The sequence below is a fragment of the Pseudomonas sp. BSw22131 genome, from assembly GCF_026810445.1.
Lineage (GTDB): Bacteria > Pseudomonadota > Gammaproteobacteria > Pseudomonadales > Pseudomonadaceae > Aquipseudomonas > Aquipseudomonas huanghezhanensis.
In genome coordinates, this window is the sequence record NZ_CP113949.1 from 4,064,317 (window position 1) to 4,080,091 (window position 15,775).

The 15,775-nt window shown below is 58.1% G+C and carries 13 protein-coding genes; 3 read left to right on the forward strand and 10 right to left on the reverse strand.

The features are described from left to right. Nucleotides 1–282 precede the first annotated feature (282 nt). The 10 genes from OYW20_RS18220 to mtnA form a co-directional block, all read right to left on the reverse strand. Nucleotides 283–522 carry a lipopolysaccharide assembly protein LapA domain-containing protein gene (locus OYW20_RS18220; protein ID WP_268797326.1) on the reverse strand — a complete coding sequence of 80 codons (240 nt, stop codon included), beginning with the start codon at nucleotides 520–522 and terminating at the stop codon, nucleotides 283–285. A gap of 19 nt (nucleotides 523–541) precedes the next feature. Next, nucleotides 542–841, reverse strand: a complete 300-nt coding sequence (gene ihfB / locus OYW20_RS18225; protein ID WP_268797327.1) for an integration host factor subunit beta — start codon at nucleotides 839–841, stop codon at nucleotides 542–544. A gap of 281 nt (nucleotides 842–1,122) precedes the next feature. Continuing rightward, on the reverse strand, nucleotides 1,123–2,814 hold the full coding sequence (gene rpsA / locus OYW20_RS18230) for a 30S ribosomal protein S1 (RefSeq protein ID WP_074752926.1): 1,692 nt from the start codon (nucleotides 2,812–2,814) through the stop codon (nucleotides 1,123–1,125). Nucleotides 2,815–2,935: 121 nt separating this feature from the next. After that, nucleotides 2,936–3,625: a (d)CMP kinase gene (cmk, locus tag OYW20_RS18235; protein WP_268797328.1), complete on the reverse strand. Its 690-nt coding sequence runs from the start codon at nucleotides 3,623–3,625 to the stop codon at nucleotides 2,936–2,938. Further along, a complete protein-coding gene (locus OYW20_RS18240; protein WP_268801176.1) occupies nucleotides 3,622–5,202 on the reverse strand; it encodes a prephenate dehydrogenase/arogenate dehydrogenase family protein in 1,581 nt (526 codons plus the stop codon). Before OYW20_RS18240 ends, cmk begins: the two co-directional genes overlap by 4 nt. Before the next feature lie 20 nt (nucleotides 5,203–5,222). Further along, a complete protein-coding gene (gene hisC / locus OYW20_RS18245) occupies nucleotides 5,223–6,332 on the reverse strand; it encodes a histidinol-phosphate transaminase (RefSeq protein WP_268797329.1) in 1,110 nt (369 codons plus the stop codon). Nucleotides 6,333–6,347: 15 nt separating this feature from the next. Then, nucleotides 6,348–7,442 carry a prephenate dehydratase gene (gene pheA / locus OYW20_RS18250; protein ID WP_268797330.1) on the reverse strand — a complete coding sequence of 365 codons (1,095 nt, stop codon included), beginning with the start codon at nucleotides 7,440–7,442 and terminating at the stop codon, nucleotides 6,348–6,350. Further along, nucleotides 7,442–8,527, reverse strand: a complete 1,086-nt coding sequence (serC, locus tag OYW20_RS18255) for a 3-phosphoserine/phosphohydroxythreonine transaminase (RefSeq protein ID WP_268797331.1) — start codon at nucleotides 8,525–8,527, stop codon at nucleotides 7,442–7,444. Before serC ends, pheA begins: the two co-directional genes overlap by 1 nt. 72 nt (nucleotides 8,528–8,599) lie before the next feature. Next, on the reverse strand, nucleotides 8,600–11,404 hold the full coding sequence (gene gyrA, locus OYW20_RS18260; protein ID WP_268797332.1) for a DNA gyrase subunit A: 2,805 nt from the start codon (nucleotides 11,402–11,404) through the stop codon (nucleotides 8,600–8,602). Between the two features lie 303 nt (nucleotides 11,405–11,707). Continuing rightward, a complete protein-coding gene (gene mtnA / locus OYW20_RS18265; protein ID WP_268797333.1) occupies nucleotides 11,708–12,784 on the reverse strand; it encodes an S-methyl-5-thioribose-1-phosphate isomerase in 1,077 nt (358 codons plus the stop codon). Between the two features lie 187 nt (nucleotides 12,785–12,971). On the opposite strand from mtnA, the gene OYW20_RS18270 reads away from it, so the two are divergent. From OYW20_RS18270 to mupP, 3 genes are all read left to right on the forward strand, one after another. After that, nucleotides 12,972–14,309: a TRZ/ATZ family hydrolase gene (locus OYW20_RS18270; RefSeq protein WP_268797334.1), complete on the forward strand. Its 1,338-nt coding sequence runs from the start codon at nucleotides 12,972–12,974 to the stop codon at nucleotides 14,307–14,309. A gap of 63 nt (nucleotides 14,310–14,372) precedes the next feature. Next, on the forward strand, nucleotides 14,373–15,071 hold the full coding sequence (ubiG, locus tag OYW20_RS18275) for a bifunctional 2-polyprenyl-6-hydroxyphenol methylase/3-demethylubiquinol 3-O-methyltransferase UbiG (protein ID WP_268797335.1): 699 nt from the start codon (nucleotides 14,373–14,375) through the stop codon (nucleotides 15,069–15,071). A 3-nt stretch (nucleotides 15,072–15,074) separates the two neighbouring features. Next, complete coding sequence (mupP, locus tag OYW20_RS18280; protein WP_268797336.1) at nucleotides 15,075–15,746, forward strand: N-acetylmuramic acid 6-phosphate phosphatase MupP; 672 nt, start codon at nucleotides 15,075–15,077, stop codon at nucleotides 15,744–15,746. The last annotated feature ends 29 nt before the right edge of the window (nucleotides 15,747–15,775 follow it).

The window sequence follows — 15,775 nt, forward strand, 5'->3', positions numbered from 1 at the left end:
GGCTGGAAGGAAAAACAACGGGGAGCATCTTTGAATGGATCGACTCAGCCAGTTTCGTTGCGCAACTGCACTGACAGATCGAGAGCTGGCTCAAGCGAATCGATTAACGTGTCTTGGAAGGCGATGCACAAAACGCGGCGCAGACTAGCTGCACAATCCTGGCAGATCAACCCACAACGATTCAGAAATATTTCGGAATAAAGCAGCAAATCAGTGCACTTGCGCTGAACACAGATGACGGCCCGGCATGCACCGGGTTCCACAGAGCGCGCGGTCAGCTGATCAGGCAGCCCGAGCAGACTTTGGCTTCTTACGCAGACGACCGATAAAGGCCAGCATTGGCCCAATCATCATCCCGACCAGCAACGACAGTATCATCGGTACCGCTACAGAAATTTGCGGTGCAGCCCAGCCGAAAAAAACCAAGGAAACAGACTGCTGATTTTCCAGCGTGAACACTACCGTTACCAATGCAATCAGCAAGACGATTACGAAAAAAATGAGGCGTTTCAGGTTTCGCATTTGCAACTCCTCTAACTGGCTATTGGAGGCCTTCCTCCTCCTCTTCGTTCACGCGATCACGTAATTCTTTTCCCGGCTTGAAGTGAGGTACGAATTTGCCGTCGAGGCTGACGGATTGTCCAGTCTTAGGATTGCGACCAACGCGTGGCGCGCGGTAATGCAAAGAGAAGCTGCCAAACCCCCGAATTTCAATCCGGTCGCCAGTTGCGAGACACTGAGACATTTGCTCAAGCATCGTCTTGATAGCCAACTCGACATCCTTGGATGAGAGCAGCCCCTGATGGGTGACAATTCGTTCGATCAACTCCGACTTCGTCATATTTTTCCCTTCTTTTTCAAGCAGCTAGGAAAAGCGGTCCGAAGGTTTTAGCATGGCTGGATGAATTTGAACAGCCTGTTTCCAGAGTTAAATGCGTGATGACATCGGGCCTGGCGCCATTACCCTGATCAGGTACTGGCGGACCCCAACCCTGGCAGTCGAGAAATTGCGGAGATGGCCGTTCGGTAAGTGCTCATAAGACCGTTGCTGCGATATCCCATGAGATGACAGGCACAAAAAAGGGCGACCTAAGTCGCCCTTTTTGCATGGTTAAGCTGAACTTAGTTCTGCTTTTCCATTTGTGCGCGCAACAGGTCACCAAGAGTGGTAGGACCAGTGTTTTCAGCAGTTTCAGGCTTGCTACGCAGGCTCTGAATTGCTTCTTTCTCGTCTTCAACGTCTTTCGACTTGATCGACAAGCTGATTACGCGGCTCTTGCGGTCAACGCTGATGATCTTAGCTTCGATCTCTTCGCCTTCTTTCAGAACGTTACGCGCGTCTTCTACGCGGTCACGGCTGATTTCAGAGGCCTTGAGGGTCGCTTCGATGTCGTCGGCCAGGGTGATGATGGCGCCTTTGGCGTCAACTTCTTTAACGATACCGCGGACGATTGCGCCTTTGTCATTGACAGTGACGTACTCGGAGAACGGATCGCTTTCCAGTTGCTTGATACCCAGCGAGATGCGCTCACGCTCTGGATCAACCGACAGGATGACGGTGTCAAGCTCGTCGCCCTTCTTGAAGCGACGTACGGCTTCTTCGCCCACTTCGTTCCAGGAGATATCGGACAAGTGAACCAGGCCGTCGATTCCGCCGTCCAGACCAATGAAGATACCGAAATCGGTGATCGACTTGATGGTGCCGGAGATCTTATCGCCCTTGTTGAACTGACCAGAGAAATCTTCCCATGGGTTAGATTTGCACTGCTTGATGCCGAGGGAGATACGACGACGCTCTTCGTCGATGTCCAGAACCATAACTTCCACTTCGTCGCCAACCTGAACGACTTTCGAAGGGTGGATGTTTTTGTTGGTCCAGTCCATTTCGGAAACGTGCACCAGACCTTCCACGCCTTCTTCCAGCTCTGCGAAGCAGCCGTAGTCGGTCAGGTTGGTAACACGCGCAGTTACGCGAGTGCCTTCTGGGTAACGTGCCTTGATAGCAACCCATGGGTCTTCGCCCAGTTGCTTCAGACCCAGGGAAACACGATTGCGCTCGCGATCGTATTTCAGAACCTTAACGTCGATCTCATCGCCAACATTGACGATTTCCGATGGATGCTTGATCCGCTTCCAGGCCATGTCGGTGATGTGCAGCAAGCCATCGACGCCACCCAGATCGACGAATGCGCCGTAATCGGTGAGGTTTTTGACGATACCTTTGACCTGTTGGCCTTCCTGCAAGGATTCCAGCAGAGCTTCGCGCTCAGCGCTGTTCTCGGCTTCCAGGACGCTACGGCGGGAAACGACAACGTTGTTGCGCTTCTGGTCGAGTTTGATGACCTTGAACTCGAGCTCTTTGCCTTCCAGGTGAGTCGTGTCACGCACAGGGCGCACGTCAACCAAAGAACCAGGCAGGAACGCACGGATGCCGTTAACGTCGACAGTGAAGCCGCCTTTAACCTTACCGTTGATAACGCCCTTGACCACTTCTTCAGCAGCGAAAGCTGCTTCCAGAACGATCCAGCACTCAGCACGCTTGGCTTTTTCGCGGGACAGTTTGGTCTCGCCAAAGCCGTCTTCGACCGCGTCAAGAGCAACATGAACTTCGTCGCCGATCTTGATGGTCAGCTCGCCAGCGTCGTTGTGGAACTGCTCCAGCGGGATGAGGCCTTCAGATTTCAGACCGGCATGAACCGTTACCCAACCAGCCTGGTAATCGATATCAACGATGATAGCGGTGATGATCGAACCGGCCTGCAGGTTAAGGGTCTTTAGGCTTTCTTCGAAAAGTTCAGCAAAGCTTTCGCTCATTTTAATTCCTGTTGATAAGGGCGAAGAATACGCCCATCTGCCACATCCCAGTCGACGTGGGTTTCGTTCATATGAAGAAAAGCCTGCGGGACTATGACTGGTCTCCCGCATGGCTTTCTGGTCATCCGGCGATGTCGCGAAGTGCGACTTCACTCAAGATGCGTTCCAACACCTGCTCGATAGATAATTCAGTGGAATCCAGCTGTATAGCGTCATGCGCTGGCTTGAGCGGGGCTACCGCTCGCTGGGTGTCACGTTCGTCACGTGCACATATCTCACTTAGCAGACTCGACAGACTAACATCATCACCTTTGGCCTTCAACTGCAAGTAACGACGTCGGGCTCGCTCCTCGGCGCTGGCGGTCAGAAACACCTTCAGCGGCGCGGCAGGAAATACCACTGTGCCCATGTCGCGCCCATCGGCGATAAGGCCTGGAAACTCTTGGAAAGCCCGCTGACGCTGAAGCAATGCTTCGCGCACCGCAGGCAACGACGCCACCTGCGAAGCACCGCTTCCGACCTGCTCATTGCGGATGGCGAGCGTGACATCCTCGCCCTCTAGAATGATGCGCTGCCCGTGATCGTCGGTAGCCGCTTCGAACTGCACGTCCAGATGAGCGGCCAACAGTTTCAGCGCCTCTTCGTTAGTCAGATCAACTCCATGGTTGCGCGCCGCGAATGCCAGTAAACGATAGAGCGCACCGGAATCAAGCAGACACCACCCCAGACGCTTGGCCAGCATACCGGCCACTGTGCCCTTCCCTGAACCGCTTGGTCCGTCGATCGTAATGACCGGAGCTTGAGCTTTCACGATTGCCCCTCTTGCGCTACACGAATACCCACCTGAGCACAAAGCGCCAGGAAATGGGGGAATGAAGTTGCGAGACCGGCACAGTCGCTGATACGGATAGGTGCCGTTGCTCGCAACGATGCAATGCTTAATGCCATGGCGACGCGGTGATCACCATGCGCGTGGACTTCACCGCCACCGAGCGTGCCGCCCTCAATAATGACGCCGTCCACTGTAGACTCGATTTTCACACCCAGTACCGCAAGCGCATCGCAGATCGCCTGAATGCGCAAGGACTGCCTGACCTGCGCTGCTTGGGCGCCATGCAATACCGTACGTCCCTGAGCACTGGCCGCTGCAACGAACAGCACCGGAAATTCATCCATCGCACGGGGCACGAGCGCCTCGGGAATCTCGATACCACTCAACGGCGCATACCTTACGCGCAAGTCAGCTACCGGCTGCTCACCGACTTCTCGCTGATTTTCGAGCGTGATGTCAGCACCCATCAGACGCAGGAAGTCGATCACACCAACCAGCGCAGCATCCAGCAACACCTGCTCCAGGCGCAACACCGAGCCGACGCTGATGCAGGCACCCACCAGGTAAGCCACCACGCAGGCGATGTCGTCACTGACATGAATCCGGCCGTTGACCTCACCACCGGCACGCGTCAGCAGCACAGAGGTATCAGCCGTTGATTTCCAGGTGCCGGCACGACGCGCGAGGATTTCACCGAAATGTTCGCGAGCTGTACGTGCGCGAGTAAAGACCCCCATCAGTTGTTGGCCGTCGCCTGCATCAACAGCGTCGCGCAGTGCATCCAGGTCAGTGCGAAAAGTGTCCAGGGTGCGCAATACCGCCTCGCGATTGGCGAGAAAGATATCGTGCCACATCACTGGATCGCTGCCTGCAATACGGGTGAAATCACGAAAACCGCCCGCCGCATAGCGGAAAATTTCCAGGTTTTCATTACGTTTGGCCAACGAGTCCACCAGTCCGAAGGCCAGCAAGTGCGGCAGGTGGCTGGTTGCGGCCAGCACCTCGTCGTGGCGTTCGACTTGCATGTGCTCGACGTCAGCGCCCAACACAGTCCAGAGGCGGTCAACCACGGCCAGCGCGGCTGGATCAGTGTCGGCAAGCGGCGTAAGAATTACCTTGTGGCGACGAAACAACTGCGCGTTGGAAGCCTCCACCCCGCTTTGCTCGGAACCGGCAATCGGATGCCCCGGCACGAAACGTGGCGGCATCGCCCCAAAGGCTTCACGCGCGGCACGCACCACATTGCCTTTGGCGCTACCGACATCAGTCAGCACCGCATCGCCCAGATCCAGCGTGGCAAGCACTGCCAACAGTTTTTCCATCGCGAGGATAGGCACTGCCAGTTGAATCACATCGGCGCCGACACATGCTGCGGCGAGGGTGTCTTCACAGCGATCGACCACGCCCAACTCGACTGCAAGCTTGCGCGACTCAGGATCAAGATCGACGCCCACCACCTCACGGCACAGGCCACTTTCGCGCAGGCCCTTGGCGAAAGAGCCGCCAATCAAACCCAGGCCAACGACCACCAGGCGACCCACCAAAGGCGGTCGCATTTGCGCAGAATTAACATCAATCACGCGCCCAGAACCTTGCTCAGTGCTTGAAGGAAAAGGCTGTTTTCAGAAGGCAGGCCGATGCTCACGCGCAGGTGGTTCGGCATACCGTAACCACCGATCGGCCGAACGATGACGCCTTCGCGAAGCAACCCGTCGTAAACGGACGCAGCTTCACGGCCGAGATCTACCGCCAGGAAATTGGCTTTGGAAGGCACCCAGCTCAAACCCAACGACTGCAGACCGTCTTGCAATTGCTGCATACCGGCTTCATTCAGGTGGCGGCTTTCGGAGACATAATCGACGTCATCGAGCGCGGCCGTTGCCGCTGCCAACGCGAAGCTGTTGACGTTGAACGGCTGACGCACGCGATTGAGCACGTCCGCAACGACCGGCGACGATAACCCGTAACCCACACGCAGTGAGGCGAGGCCATAGGCTTTGGAAAACGTTCGGGAAACCAGAAGATTGGGATACTCAGCCAGAAAATTAAGGCCGTCAGGCAAGTCCGCACCTTCGGCGTACTCGATGTAAGCCTCGTCCAGCACCACCAACACGTCTTTGGGCACATCGGTCAGAAAATCCTCCAACGCCTGAGGACCAAACCAGGTGCCCGTCGGATTGTTCGGATTAGCGATGAAGACCACGCGGGTATTTTGGTCGATGCCCGCAAGCATGGCAGGCAAGTCGTGCCCCCATTCCCTGGCGGGCGCAACGCGGGCATCGGCACCTAATGCCTGCGTGACAATCGGGTAGATCGCAAACGCGTGTTCGCTGAACACCGCATTCAAGCCGGGGGCCAGATAGGCACGTGCGACAATCTCCAGGATATCGTTTGACCCGTTGCCCAGCGTGACCTGATTGACCTCGACACCACAACGCTCGGCAAGACGCATTTTCAAATCAAAGCCGTTGCCATCGGGATACCGTGTCAGCCCGGCCAACGCTGCGCTGATTGCCGCCAACGCCCTGGGACTGGCGCCGAGCGGGTTTTCATTGCTGGCCAGTTTGATGATATGCGCTGGATCAAGGCCCAACTCGCGCGCCAGTTCGTCCACCGGTTTTCCGGGAACGTAAGGCGATAGTTTTTGCACGCCGGGCCGGGCCAGCGCGAGGAAGTCGCCACTCATCACTTGCTTACCTCGTCAGAGAACAGCTTTCGGGTAGGAGCCCAGCACTTTGAGTGCTACTGCTTCCTGACTGATCCGCTCCAGCACCGCCTTGATCAATGGGTCGCGGTGGTGGCCGACGAAATCGATAAAGAACACGTAGGTCCATTTACCGCTGCGCGAAGGCCGGGTCTCGATACGGGTCAGGTCGATTCCGTTCTCATGGAAAGGCACAAGCAACTCATGCAGAGCGCCCGGCTTGTTGCTCATCGAAACGATGATCGAGGTTTTATCGTCGCCAGTCGGCGGGACTTCCTGGCTGCCAATTATCAGGAAGCGCGTGGAGTTGTCCGGCCGGTCCTCGATCTTCTCGGCAATGCGGGTCAGGCCGTACAGACCTGCAGCCATGTCGCCGGCAATGGCGGCAGAGTTCCACTCACCCTTGACGCGTTTGGCAGCTTCGGCATTGCTGGCAACAGCGACGCGCTCCACGTTCGGATAATGTGCGTCGAGCCACTTGCGGCATTGCGCCAGTGACTGAGCGTGGGAATAGATTCGGCTGATGCTGTCAGTCTTTGTATTTTCACCCACCAGCAAATGGTGGTGAATACGCAACTCGACTTCGCCACAGATGACCATATCGTGTTCAAGAAAACTGTCGAGGGTATGGTTGACTGCACCTTCGGTTGAGTTTTCCACAGGGACGACGCCGAAGTTGACCGCACCAGCGGCCACTTCACGGAAGACCTCGTCGATGGCGGCCATCGGCAAACTGATCACAGCGTGACCGAAATGCTTCATCGCTGCGGCCTGGGTAAACGTACCTTCAGGGCCGAGGTAAGCCACTTTCAGCGGCTGCTCAAGCGCCAGGCACGACGACATGATTTCGCGAAACAGACGCGCCATGTCTTCGTTGCTCAATGGACCGCGGTTGCGTTCCATCACGCGCTTGAGCACCTGCGCTTCACGCTCTGGACGATAGAACACCGGCACTTCGCCTTCGGCAAGGGTCGACATCTTTACCCTTGCCACTTCCTGCGCGCAGCGCGCACGTTCGCTGATCAGTTCCAGGACTTTCTCGTCGAGGCTGTCGATACGCAGGCGCAGTGCCTTGAGTTCTTGTTCAGACATTAACCGTGCTCCTTCTCGAACTCTGCCATGTACGCAACCAGCGCGTTGACCGCAACCAGATCGATGGCGTTGTAAATAGAGGCGCGCATGCCGCCCACAGAGCGGTGACCCTTGAGGTTGAGCAGGCCGCGCTCATCAGCGCCCGCCAGGAACGGTTTGTCCAGACGGTCGTCCGCCAGACGGAACGGCACGTTCATCCACGAGCGGTCGGAAAGATTGATCGGGTTGCTGTAAAGGCCGCTGGCATCGATAAAGTCATACAGCGTGCGCTGCTTGATTTCGTTGCGCCTGGCGACTTCTTCGACGCCGCCCTGCTCTTTCAGCCACTCGAACACCAACCCGGACAAATACCAGGCCAGCGTCGGCGGCGTGTTGTACATGGAGCTGTTGTCGGCAGCGACTTTGTAGTTAAGCATCGTCGGGCACAACGAACGCGCACGACCCAACAGGTCTTCGCGGATTATCGCAACCACGATGCCGCTTGGACCGATGTTTTTCTGCGCGCCAGCGAAGATCATGCCAAAACGCGAAACATCCACCGGCCGCGACAAGATGTCCGAAGACATGTCAGCCACCAAAGGTACATCGCCCGTCTCCGGAATCCAGTTGAATTCGAGGCCGCCGATCGTTTCGTTGGGCACGTAATGAACGTAGGAAGCGTCCTTTGACAGCTTCCACTCGTTCTGGCCAGGAATCGCGAAATAGTCGTACGGCTTTGCACTTGCGGCGACATTGATGTGACCGTATCGCGATGCCTCTTCGATTGCCTTCTGCGACCAGATGCCAGTGTCGATGTAATCGGCAGTGCCGCCTTCCGGCAACAGGTTCAGCGGCACCTGGGCGAACTGCTGGCTGGCGCCGCCCTGCAGAAACAGCACTTTGTAGTTCGAGGGAATGGATAGAAGGTCGCGCAGGTCTTGCTCGGCCTTGTTGGCAATGGAAACGAACTCATCACTGCGGTGGCTCATTTCCATGACCGACAGACCTTTGCCGTGCCAATCGAGGAGTTCCGCCTGGGCGCGCAGCAGAACAGCTTCAGGAAGCGCGGCAGGGCCGGCGCAGAAGTTAAAGGCTCGCTTGCTCATATCCACTCTCGTCATGCAATTCGTTGAATTCTTTACCAGCAGAGGGGCTGTTGGCAGCCCCTCTTTCACACGTCAGTCCCTGGGCTCATCTTCGCCTGAGACTGAGTCAGCTTGCATATCCGCGCCGGACTCGTCAGCGTCGCCGCCCTCGAGGACTTCGCCTTCTACGACTTCGCCGTCGATTTCCTCACCTTCAAGCTCTTCGCCTTCCACTTCCGAAGGCTCCTGAACGCGCTCGAGACCGACCAGCTTCTCGTCCTTCGCCAGCTTGATCAACGTGACACCCTGCGTGTTTCGACCCAGGCTGGATACCTCGTCAACACGGGTACGAACCAGTGTGCCCTGGTCGGAAATCAACATGATTTCCTCGCCGTTCTGCACCTGGACCGCGCCGACCAGTCGGCCGTTACGGTCGTTGCTGACCATGGCGATTACGCCCTGACCGCCACGCTTGTACTCAGGGAACTCGGAGATCGCGGTGCGCTTACCGAAGCCGCGTTCGGACGCCGTGAGGATTTCACTGCCTTCTTCAGGGATCAGCATGGAGATCAGTTTCTGACCTTCCTGCAGACGCATCCCGCGTACACCGCGGGCCGTACGGCCCATGGCGCGAACGTCGGATTCCTTGAAGCGAGTCACTTTGCCGCCGTCGGAGAACAACATGATTTCCTGTTCGCCGTCAGTAATGGCGGCCGAAATCAGAATGTCGCCTTCGTCCAGCTCCAGCGCGATCAAACCGACGCTGCGCTGACGGCTGAACGCCACCAGCGGCGTCTTCTTGACCGTACCGTTGGCCGTGGACATGAAGATGAACGGAGCCTTCTTCTTGTCTGCAGCCTTGATGCGCGCCTTGCGATCTTCTTCGGTTTCGTTGTCCGCTTCGATCACATCGGCGTCGTCGACTTCGCCTTCAACAGCGTCGCCTTCTTCCTCGTCAGCCCGCTTGCGCATGGCCTCAAGGTCCACCGGCAGCATGGTGGTGATGTATTCGCCTTCGCTCAGTGGCAACAGGTTGACCAGCGGACGACCACGGGCAGCGCGGGAGGCTTCCGGAATCTCGTAGGTCTTGAGCCAGTAGACCTTGCCCTTGCTTGAAAACATAAGCAGCGTGGTGTGGCTGTTGGCAACCAGCAGGTGAGCGATGTAGTCCTCATCCTTGATGCCGGTGGCCGATTTACCTTTACCGCCACGACGCTGTGCCTGATAGACCGCCAAAGGCTGAGTCTTGGCATAGCCGCTGTGGGAAATGGTAACGACGCGCTCTTCTTCGGTGATCAGGTCGCCGAGGGTCAGGTCCAGGCGCGCATCGAGAATCTCGGTGCGGCGCACATCGCCGTATTCGGCACGGATCAGTTCCAGCTCTTCGCGGATGATTTCCATCAAACGCACGGCACTGTTGAGGATGCGCAGCAACTCGCCGATCTGGATCAGGATTTCCTGATACTCGGTGAGCAGCTTTTCGTGTTCCAGGCCCGTCAAACGGTGCAGGCGCAACTCCAGGATCGCCTGCGCCTGTTCTGGCGACAGGAAATACTTGCCGTCACGCAGGCCGTACTGTGGATCAAGGTTGTCCGGACGGGATGATTCAGCGCCAGCGCGCTCAACCATGTCCATCACGGCACTCGATTCCCACCCTGTGGTGATCAGGCCTTCTTTGGCTTCTGCCGGCGTCGGCGAGGCTTTGATCAGGGCGATGACCGGGTCGATGTTCGACAGCGCAACCGCTTGACCTTCAAGAATGTGGCCGCGCTCGCGTGCCTTGCGCAGCTCGAATACGGTGCGGCGGGTGACGACTTCACGACGGTGACGAATGAAAGCTTCCAGCAGATCCTTGAGGTTCAGGATGCGCGGACGGCCATCGATCAGGGCAACGATGTTGATCCCGAACACGCTTTGCAGCTGGGTCTGGGCGTAGAGATTGTTGAGCACCACTTCCGGCACTTCGCCACGGCGCAGCTCGATCACGACGCGCATACCGTCTTTGTCGGATTCGTCACGCAGCTCGGTAATGCCTTCGAGCTTCTTATCTTTAACCAGCTCGGCGATCTTCTCGATCAGACGGGCCTTGTTGAGCTGGTACGGCAGTTCGCTGATAACGATCTGCTGGCGGCCACCGACCTTGTCGATGTCTTCGACAAAGGAGCGCGCGCGCATGTAAATGCGGCCACGACCGGTGCGGTAGGCTTCGACGATACCAGCGCGACCATTGATGATCGCGGCGGTAGGGAAATCGGGGCCAGGGATGTACTGCATCAACTCATCAATGGTCAACTCGGGGTTGTCGATGAGTGCCAGGCAGCCGTCAATGACTTCGCCCAGGTTGTGCGGCGGTATGTTGGTGGCCATGCCGACCGCGATACCGCTGGAACCGTTGACCAGCAACGTCGGGATGCGCGTCGGCATCACAGCCGGGATCATCTCGGTGCCATCGTAGTTCGGCACCCAGTCCACGGTTTCCTTGTGAAGGTCAGCCAGCAGCTCGTGGGCCAGCTTGGTCATACGCACTTCGGTGTATCGCATCGCCGCGGCGTTGTCGCCATCGACCGAACCGAAATTGCCCTGGCCGTCTACCAGCAGGTAACGCATCGAGAACGGTTGTGCCATACGAACGATGGTGTCGTAGACAGCCGTGTCGCCGTGGGGGTGATACTTACCGATTACGTCACCGACCACACGAGCGGATTTCTTGTACGGCTTGTTCCAGTCGTTGTTCAGCTCGCTCATCGCGAACAGTACACGCCGGTGCACGGGCTTCAAGCCATCGCGCGCATCCGGCAGAGCTCGTCCGACGATGACGCTCATCGCGTAGTCAAGGTAGGACTGCTTGAGCTCGTCTTCGATATTGACCGGGAGGATTTCTTTGGCCAGTTCGCCCATGAAGCCTGATTCCTTTTTCTGGTGAAACTTCGTCACATCCATGCGGGACGAACGAAGCTCGCCGCTGCCGGCTTTTGCCTGACAGCGACTTACGACAAATCAGCGAGTTATGCCATGGATTTGCGCAGTAAAGAGGGCTGTATTTAGCCCTCTTGGAAAGCGCCGGATGTTACCACAATCGCCGTCAGGCACGAAGCCTTTGAAAGCGCTGAATATGGGCCATTTCGTCAATAGACGCCTGAGAAGCGCCTACAGGGGCCGATAGCGATCGCGCGCTTACCGACAACGATGAAACCGGCACGGTCAATGCAAGCGTTTTCGGCACATCAATTGGGTCATCTTGGCGGTGTCCGGACGCTCGACGATGCCCTTCTCGGTCACGATTACATCGATGAGATCAGCGGGTGTTACGTCGAACACCGGATTAAACGCATCGACATCAGCACCAACGCGCTGGCCACCCATTTCCAGCAACTCGCGTCCGTCACGCTCCTCGATGGGAATGTCGTCCCCGCTGGCCAACGCCATGTCGATGGTGGAGCTGGGCGCGACCACCATGAAACGCACGCCATGATGCATGGCGGCGACGGCCAGTTGATAGGTGCCGATCTTGTTTGCCACGTCGCCATTGGCGGTGATGCGGTCGGCGCCAACGATGACCCAGGTAATGCCTTTGGTCTTCATCAGGTGGGCGGCAGCGGAGTCTGCGTTGAGCGTCACCGGGATGCCTTCGTTGACCAGCTCCCATGCCGTCAAACGCGAGCCTTGCAGCCACGGCCGGGTTTCGTCGGCGTAAACACGTTCGATCATGCCTTCTATATGTGCAGCACGGATCACTCCCAGTGCCGTGCCGAAGCCACCGGTGGCCAGCGCGCCCGTATTGCAATGCGTCAATACGGTTTGCAGGTTGCCCTGGTGCTTGCGAATCAGGTCTGCGCCCAACTGGGCCATGGTGAGGTTAGCCTCGCGGTCGCTGAGATGGATGGCGACAGCTTCGGCTTCCATGGCCGGACGCGGGTCTTGTTGATCCTTTAGCCGTTGCAGGCGTTCTCGCATGCAGTTCAGCGCCCAGAACAGGTTGACCGCCGTAGGCCGGGAGCTGGCCAACAGTTCGAAATCCTGCTCAAGCGCTGTGCGCCAGTCTGCACCCGCTGCGAAGCGGGCAGACACCGCCAGCACCATGCCGTACGCGGCGCTGATCCCGATGGCCGGGGCGCCGCGCACTACCATCGAGCGGATGGCTTCTGCAACGCCTTCGGCCGTGGTGTACGCCAACCAGGTTTCTTCGAAGGGCAGAACCCGCTGATCCAGCAGATACAAGGTGCCGTCCCGCCAATCGATGGCCTTCACCTTCTCCGCAGCCAATAGTCGATCGCGCATTGCACACCCCACATGATGATTTGAAAAACCAAACGCCAGACACCGCAACCTGCGCGCTGCTGCCAGGCAGTCAACCGTATAGGCAAATCGCCAGCAGCTAAAAAAGCGGCCGATTATAGCGAGCCGACCGCGAAGACGCTCGGGTATACTTCAGCGTCCCCGTATCAAGTCACTGGATACCCCCGCCATGCCGGATCCCGCTGCCCCGCTCGACCTCTTGCTCCTGCCCGCCTGGCTGGTGCCGGTCGAACCCGCAGGCGTTGTGCTCAAGGAGCATGCGCTGGGCATCCGTAACGGCGTTATCGCGTATATCGGTCCGCGCGCAGATGCCCTGAGGCTCAACGCCACAGAGGTTCGCGAACTGCCGGGCATGCTGATCAGCCCGGGATTGATCAACGCTCACGGGCATGCGGCCATGACGCTGTTTCGCGGCCTGGCGGATGATCTGCCACTGATGAACTGGCTTGAGAACCACATCTGGCCCGCTGAAGCCAAATGGGTCGACGAGGCATTTGTCAGTGACGGCACGGATCTGGCGATCGCGGAACAGCTCAAGGGCGGCATCACCTGCTTCTCCGACATGTATTTCTTTCCAAAAATCGCATGCGACCGCGTCCACAACAGTGGCATTCGCGCACAGATTACGGTGCCGGTGCTCGACTTCCCGATACCCGGCGCGCGTGATGCCGACGAGTCGCTGCACATCGGCGTCGAATTGTTCAACGACCTGGCTCATCACCCGCGTATCAAAATCGCCCTTGGCCCACACGCACCGTATACCGTCGGCGACGACAATCTGGAGAAAATCCGGGTCATCGCCGACGAGCTGGACGCGATGATTCACATGCATGTGCACGAGACCGCATTCGAAGTGCATCAGGCGGTCGAGCAAACCGGGGAGCGGCCGCTGGCCCGCTTGAACCGCCTGGGCCTGCTAGGTCCAAGATTCCAGGCGGTTCACATGACCCAGATCAACGATGATGACATGGCGCTGCTGGTGGAAAGCAACTCCAGCGTGATCCATTGCCCGGAATCGAACCTGAAACTCGCCAGCGGATTCTGTCCGGTCGAACGCTTGTGGCAGGCTGGCGTCAACGTGGCCATCGGCACCGATGGCGCCGCCAGCAATAATGATCTGGACTTGCTGGGCGAAACCCGCACCGCAGCATTACTGGCCAAAGCCGTGGCGGGTTCTGCCACCGCACTGGACGCTCATCGCGCGCTGCGCATGGCAACATTGAACGGTGCGCGGGCAATGGGGATCGAAGCTGAAACGGGCTCGCTGGAGCTGGGTAAGGCCGCCGACATTGTCGCGTTCGATCTGTCGGGGCTGGCTCAACAGCCAATCTACGACCCGGTTTCACAGCTGATCTACGCCACTGGCCGCGACTGCGTGAGCCACGTGTGGGTGGCTGGCAAGCAATTGCTGCACGACAAGCGTCTGACCCGGATGGACGAACACGCGCTGACCGAAACCGCCAAGGCCTGGGGCCGACGCATAGCCGGTCAGCCAGAACTCAATTAGTGCCGTTTCGGCCCAAGTGTCGAAACCGGACAATCGCCTTTCAAGATTCAAGAGGGATCACCCATGAGCAACGTCGACCACGCCGAAATCGCAAAATTCGAAGCCCTGGCCCATCGCTGGTGGGACCGCAACAGCGAATTCAAGCCGCTGCACGATATCAATCCATTGCGCGTCAACTGGATCGACGAGCGAGTCAATCTGGCTGGCAAGAAGGTGCTGGATGTCGGCTGCGGTGGCGGAATTCTAAGCGAGGCAATGGCCTTGCGCGGTGCGACGGTGATGGGGATCGACATGGGCGAGGCGCCGCTGGCCGTCGCGCAGTTGCACCAGCTCGAATCCGGCGTCAGCGTGGAATACCGTCAGATCACAGCTGAAGCGCTGGCCGAGGAAATGCCCGAGCAGTTCGACGTCGTCACGTGCCTTGAGATGCTCGAACACGTGCCCGATCCTTCGTCGGTGATCCGCGCTTGCTACAAGATGGTAAAGCCAGGCGGCCAAGTATTTTTCTCCACCATCAACCGCAACCCGAAAGCGTATCTGTTCGCCATTATCGGCGCCGAATACATCATGAACCTGTTGCCACGCGGCACTCATGACTTCAAGAAATTCATCCGCCCGTCAGAGCTCGGCGCCTGGAGCCGCAGCGCCGGCCTCAACGTCAAGGACATCATCGGCCTGACGTACAATCCGCTGACCAAGCATTACAAGCTGGCTTCTGATGTTGACGTCAACTACATGGTCCAGACGTTGCGGGAGGCCTGATTCATGCACCTGAGAGCCGTTCTTTTCGACATGGACGGCACGCTGCTCGACACCGCGCCGGACTTTATTGCCATCTGTCAGGCGATGCTGGCCGAGCGCGGTCTTGCGCCAGTCGCCGACAAACTGATCCGGGACGAAGTTTCCGGCGGGGCGAAAGCCATGGTCTCGGCGGCGTTCGCGCTCTCTCCCACCGCGCCAGAATTCGAAGCTCTGCGCCTGGAATTTCTGGAGCGCTATCAAAAAGACTGTGCAGTCCATAGCAAGCTGTTCGACGGCATGGCCGAGTTGCTGGCCGACATTGAAAGCGCCAGGCTGATCTGGGGCGTGGTGACCAACAAACCGGTGCGCTTTGCCCAGCCAATAATGGAGCAGTTGGGGTTGGCGCAGCGCTCGGCAGTGCTGATCTGCCCCGATCACGTGACAAAGAGCAAGCCTGATCCGGAGCCCCTGATCCTGGCCTGCAAGATGCTCGACCTGGATCCGGGCAGCGTGTTGTTTGTCGGCGATGACCTGCGGGACATCGAATCGGGTCGTGACGCCGGTACCAAAACGGCCGCCGTGCGCTACGGCTATATCCATCCGCACGACAACCCCGATCACTGGGGTGCCGACGTGGTGGTCGATCACCCGCTGGAACTGCGCAAGGTCCTCCACAGCGCGATATCCGGGCGCTGATCAGCCCTTCGAAGCATTTACATGAGGTA

Coding starts and splice junctions, on each gene's coding strand:
- pheA (WP_268797330.1), bottom strand. CDS start 7,442: ATGTCTGAACAAGAACTCAAGGCACTGCGCCTGCGTATCGACAGCCTC.
- gyrA (WP_268797332.1), bottom strand. CDS start 11,404: ATGGGCGAACTGGCCAAAGAAATCCTCCCGGTCAATATCGAAGACGAG.
- ihfB (WP_268797327.1), bottom strand. CDS start 841: ATGACGAAGTCGGAGTTGATCGAACGAATTGTCACCCATCAGGGGCTG.
- hisC (WP_268797329.1), bottom strand. CDS start 6,332: ATGAGTGGCGACTTCCTCGCGCTGGCCCGGCCCGGCGTGCAAAAACTA.
- mtnA (WP_268797333.1), bottom strand. CDS start 12,784: ATGCGCGATCGACTATTGGCTGCGGAGAAGGTGAAGGCCATCGATTGG.
- mupP (WP_268797336.1), top strand. CDS start 15,075: ATGCACCTGAGAGCCGTTCTTTTCGACATGGACGGCACGCTGCTCGAC.
- ubiG (WP_268797335.1), top strand. CDS start 14,373: ATGAGCAACGTCGACCACGCCGAAATCGCAAAATTCGAAGCCCTGGCC.
- OYW20_RS18240 (WP_268801176.1), bottom strand. CDS start 5,202: ATGCGACCGCCTTTGGTGGGTCGCCTGGTGGTCGTTGGCCTGGGTTTG.
- serC (WP_268797331.1), bottom strand. CDS start 8,527: ATGAGCAAGCGAGCCTTTAACTTCTGCGCCGGCCCTGCCGCGCTTCCT.
- OYW20_RS18270 (WP_268797334.1), top strand. CDS start 12,972: ATGCCGGATCCCGCTGCCCCGCTCGACCTCTTGCTCCTGCCCGCCTGG.
- OYW20_RS18220 (WP_268797326.1), bottom strand. CDS start 522: ATGCGAAACCTGAAACGCCTCATTTTTTTCGTAATCGTCTTGCTGATT.
- rpsA (WP_074752926.1), bottom strand. CDS start 2,814: ATGAGCGAAAGCTTTGCTGAACTTTTCGAAGAAAGCCTAAAGACCCTT.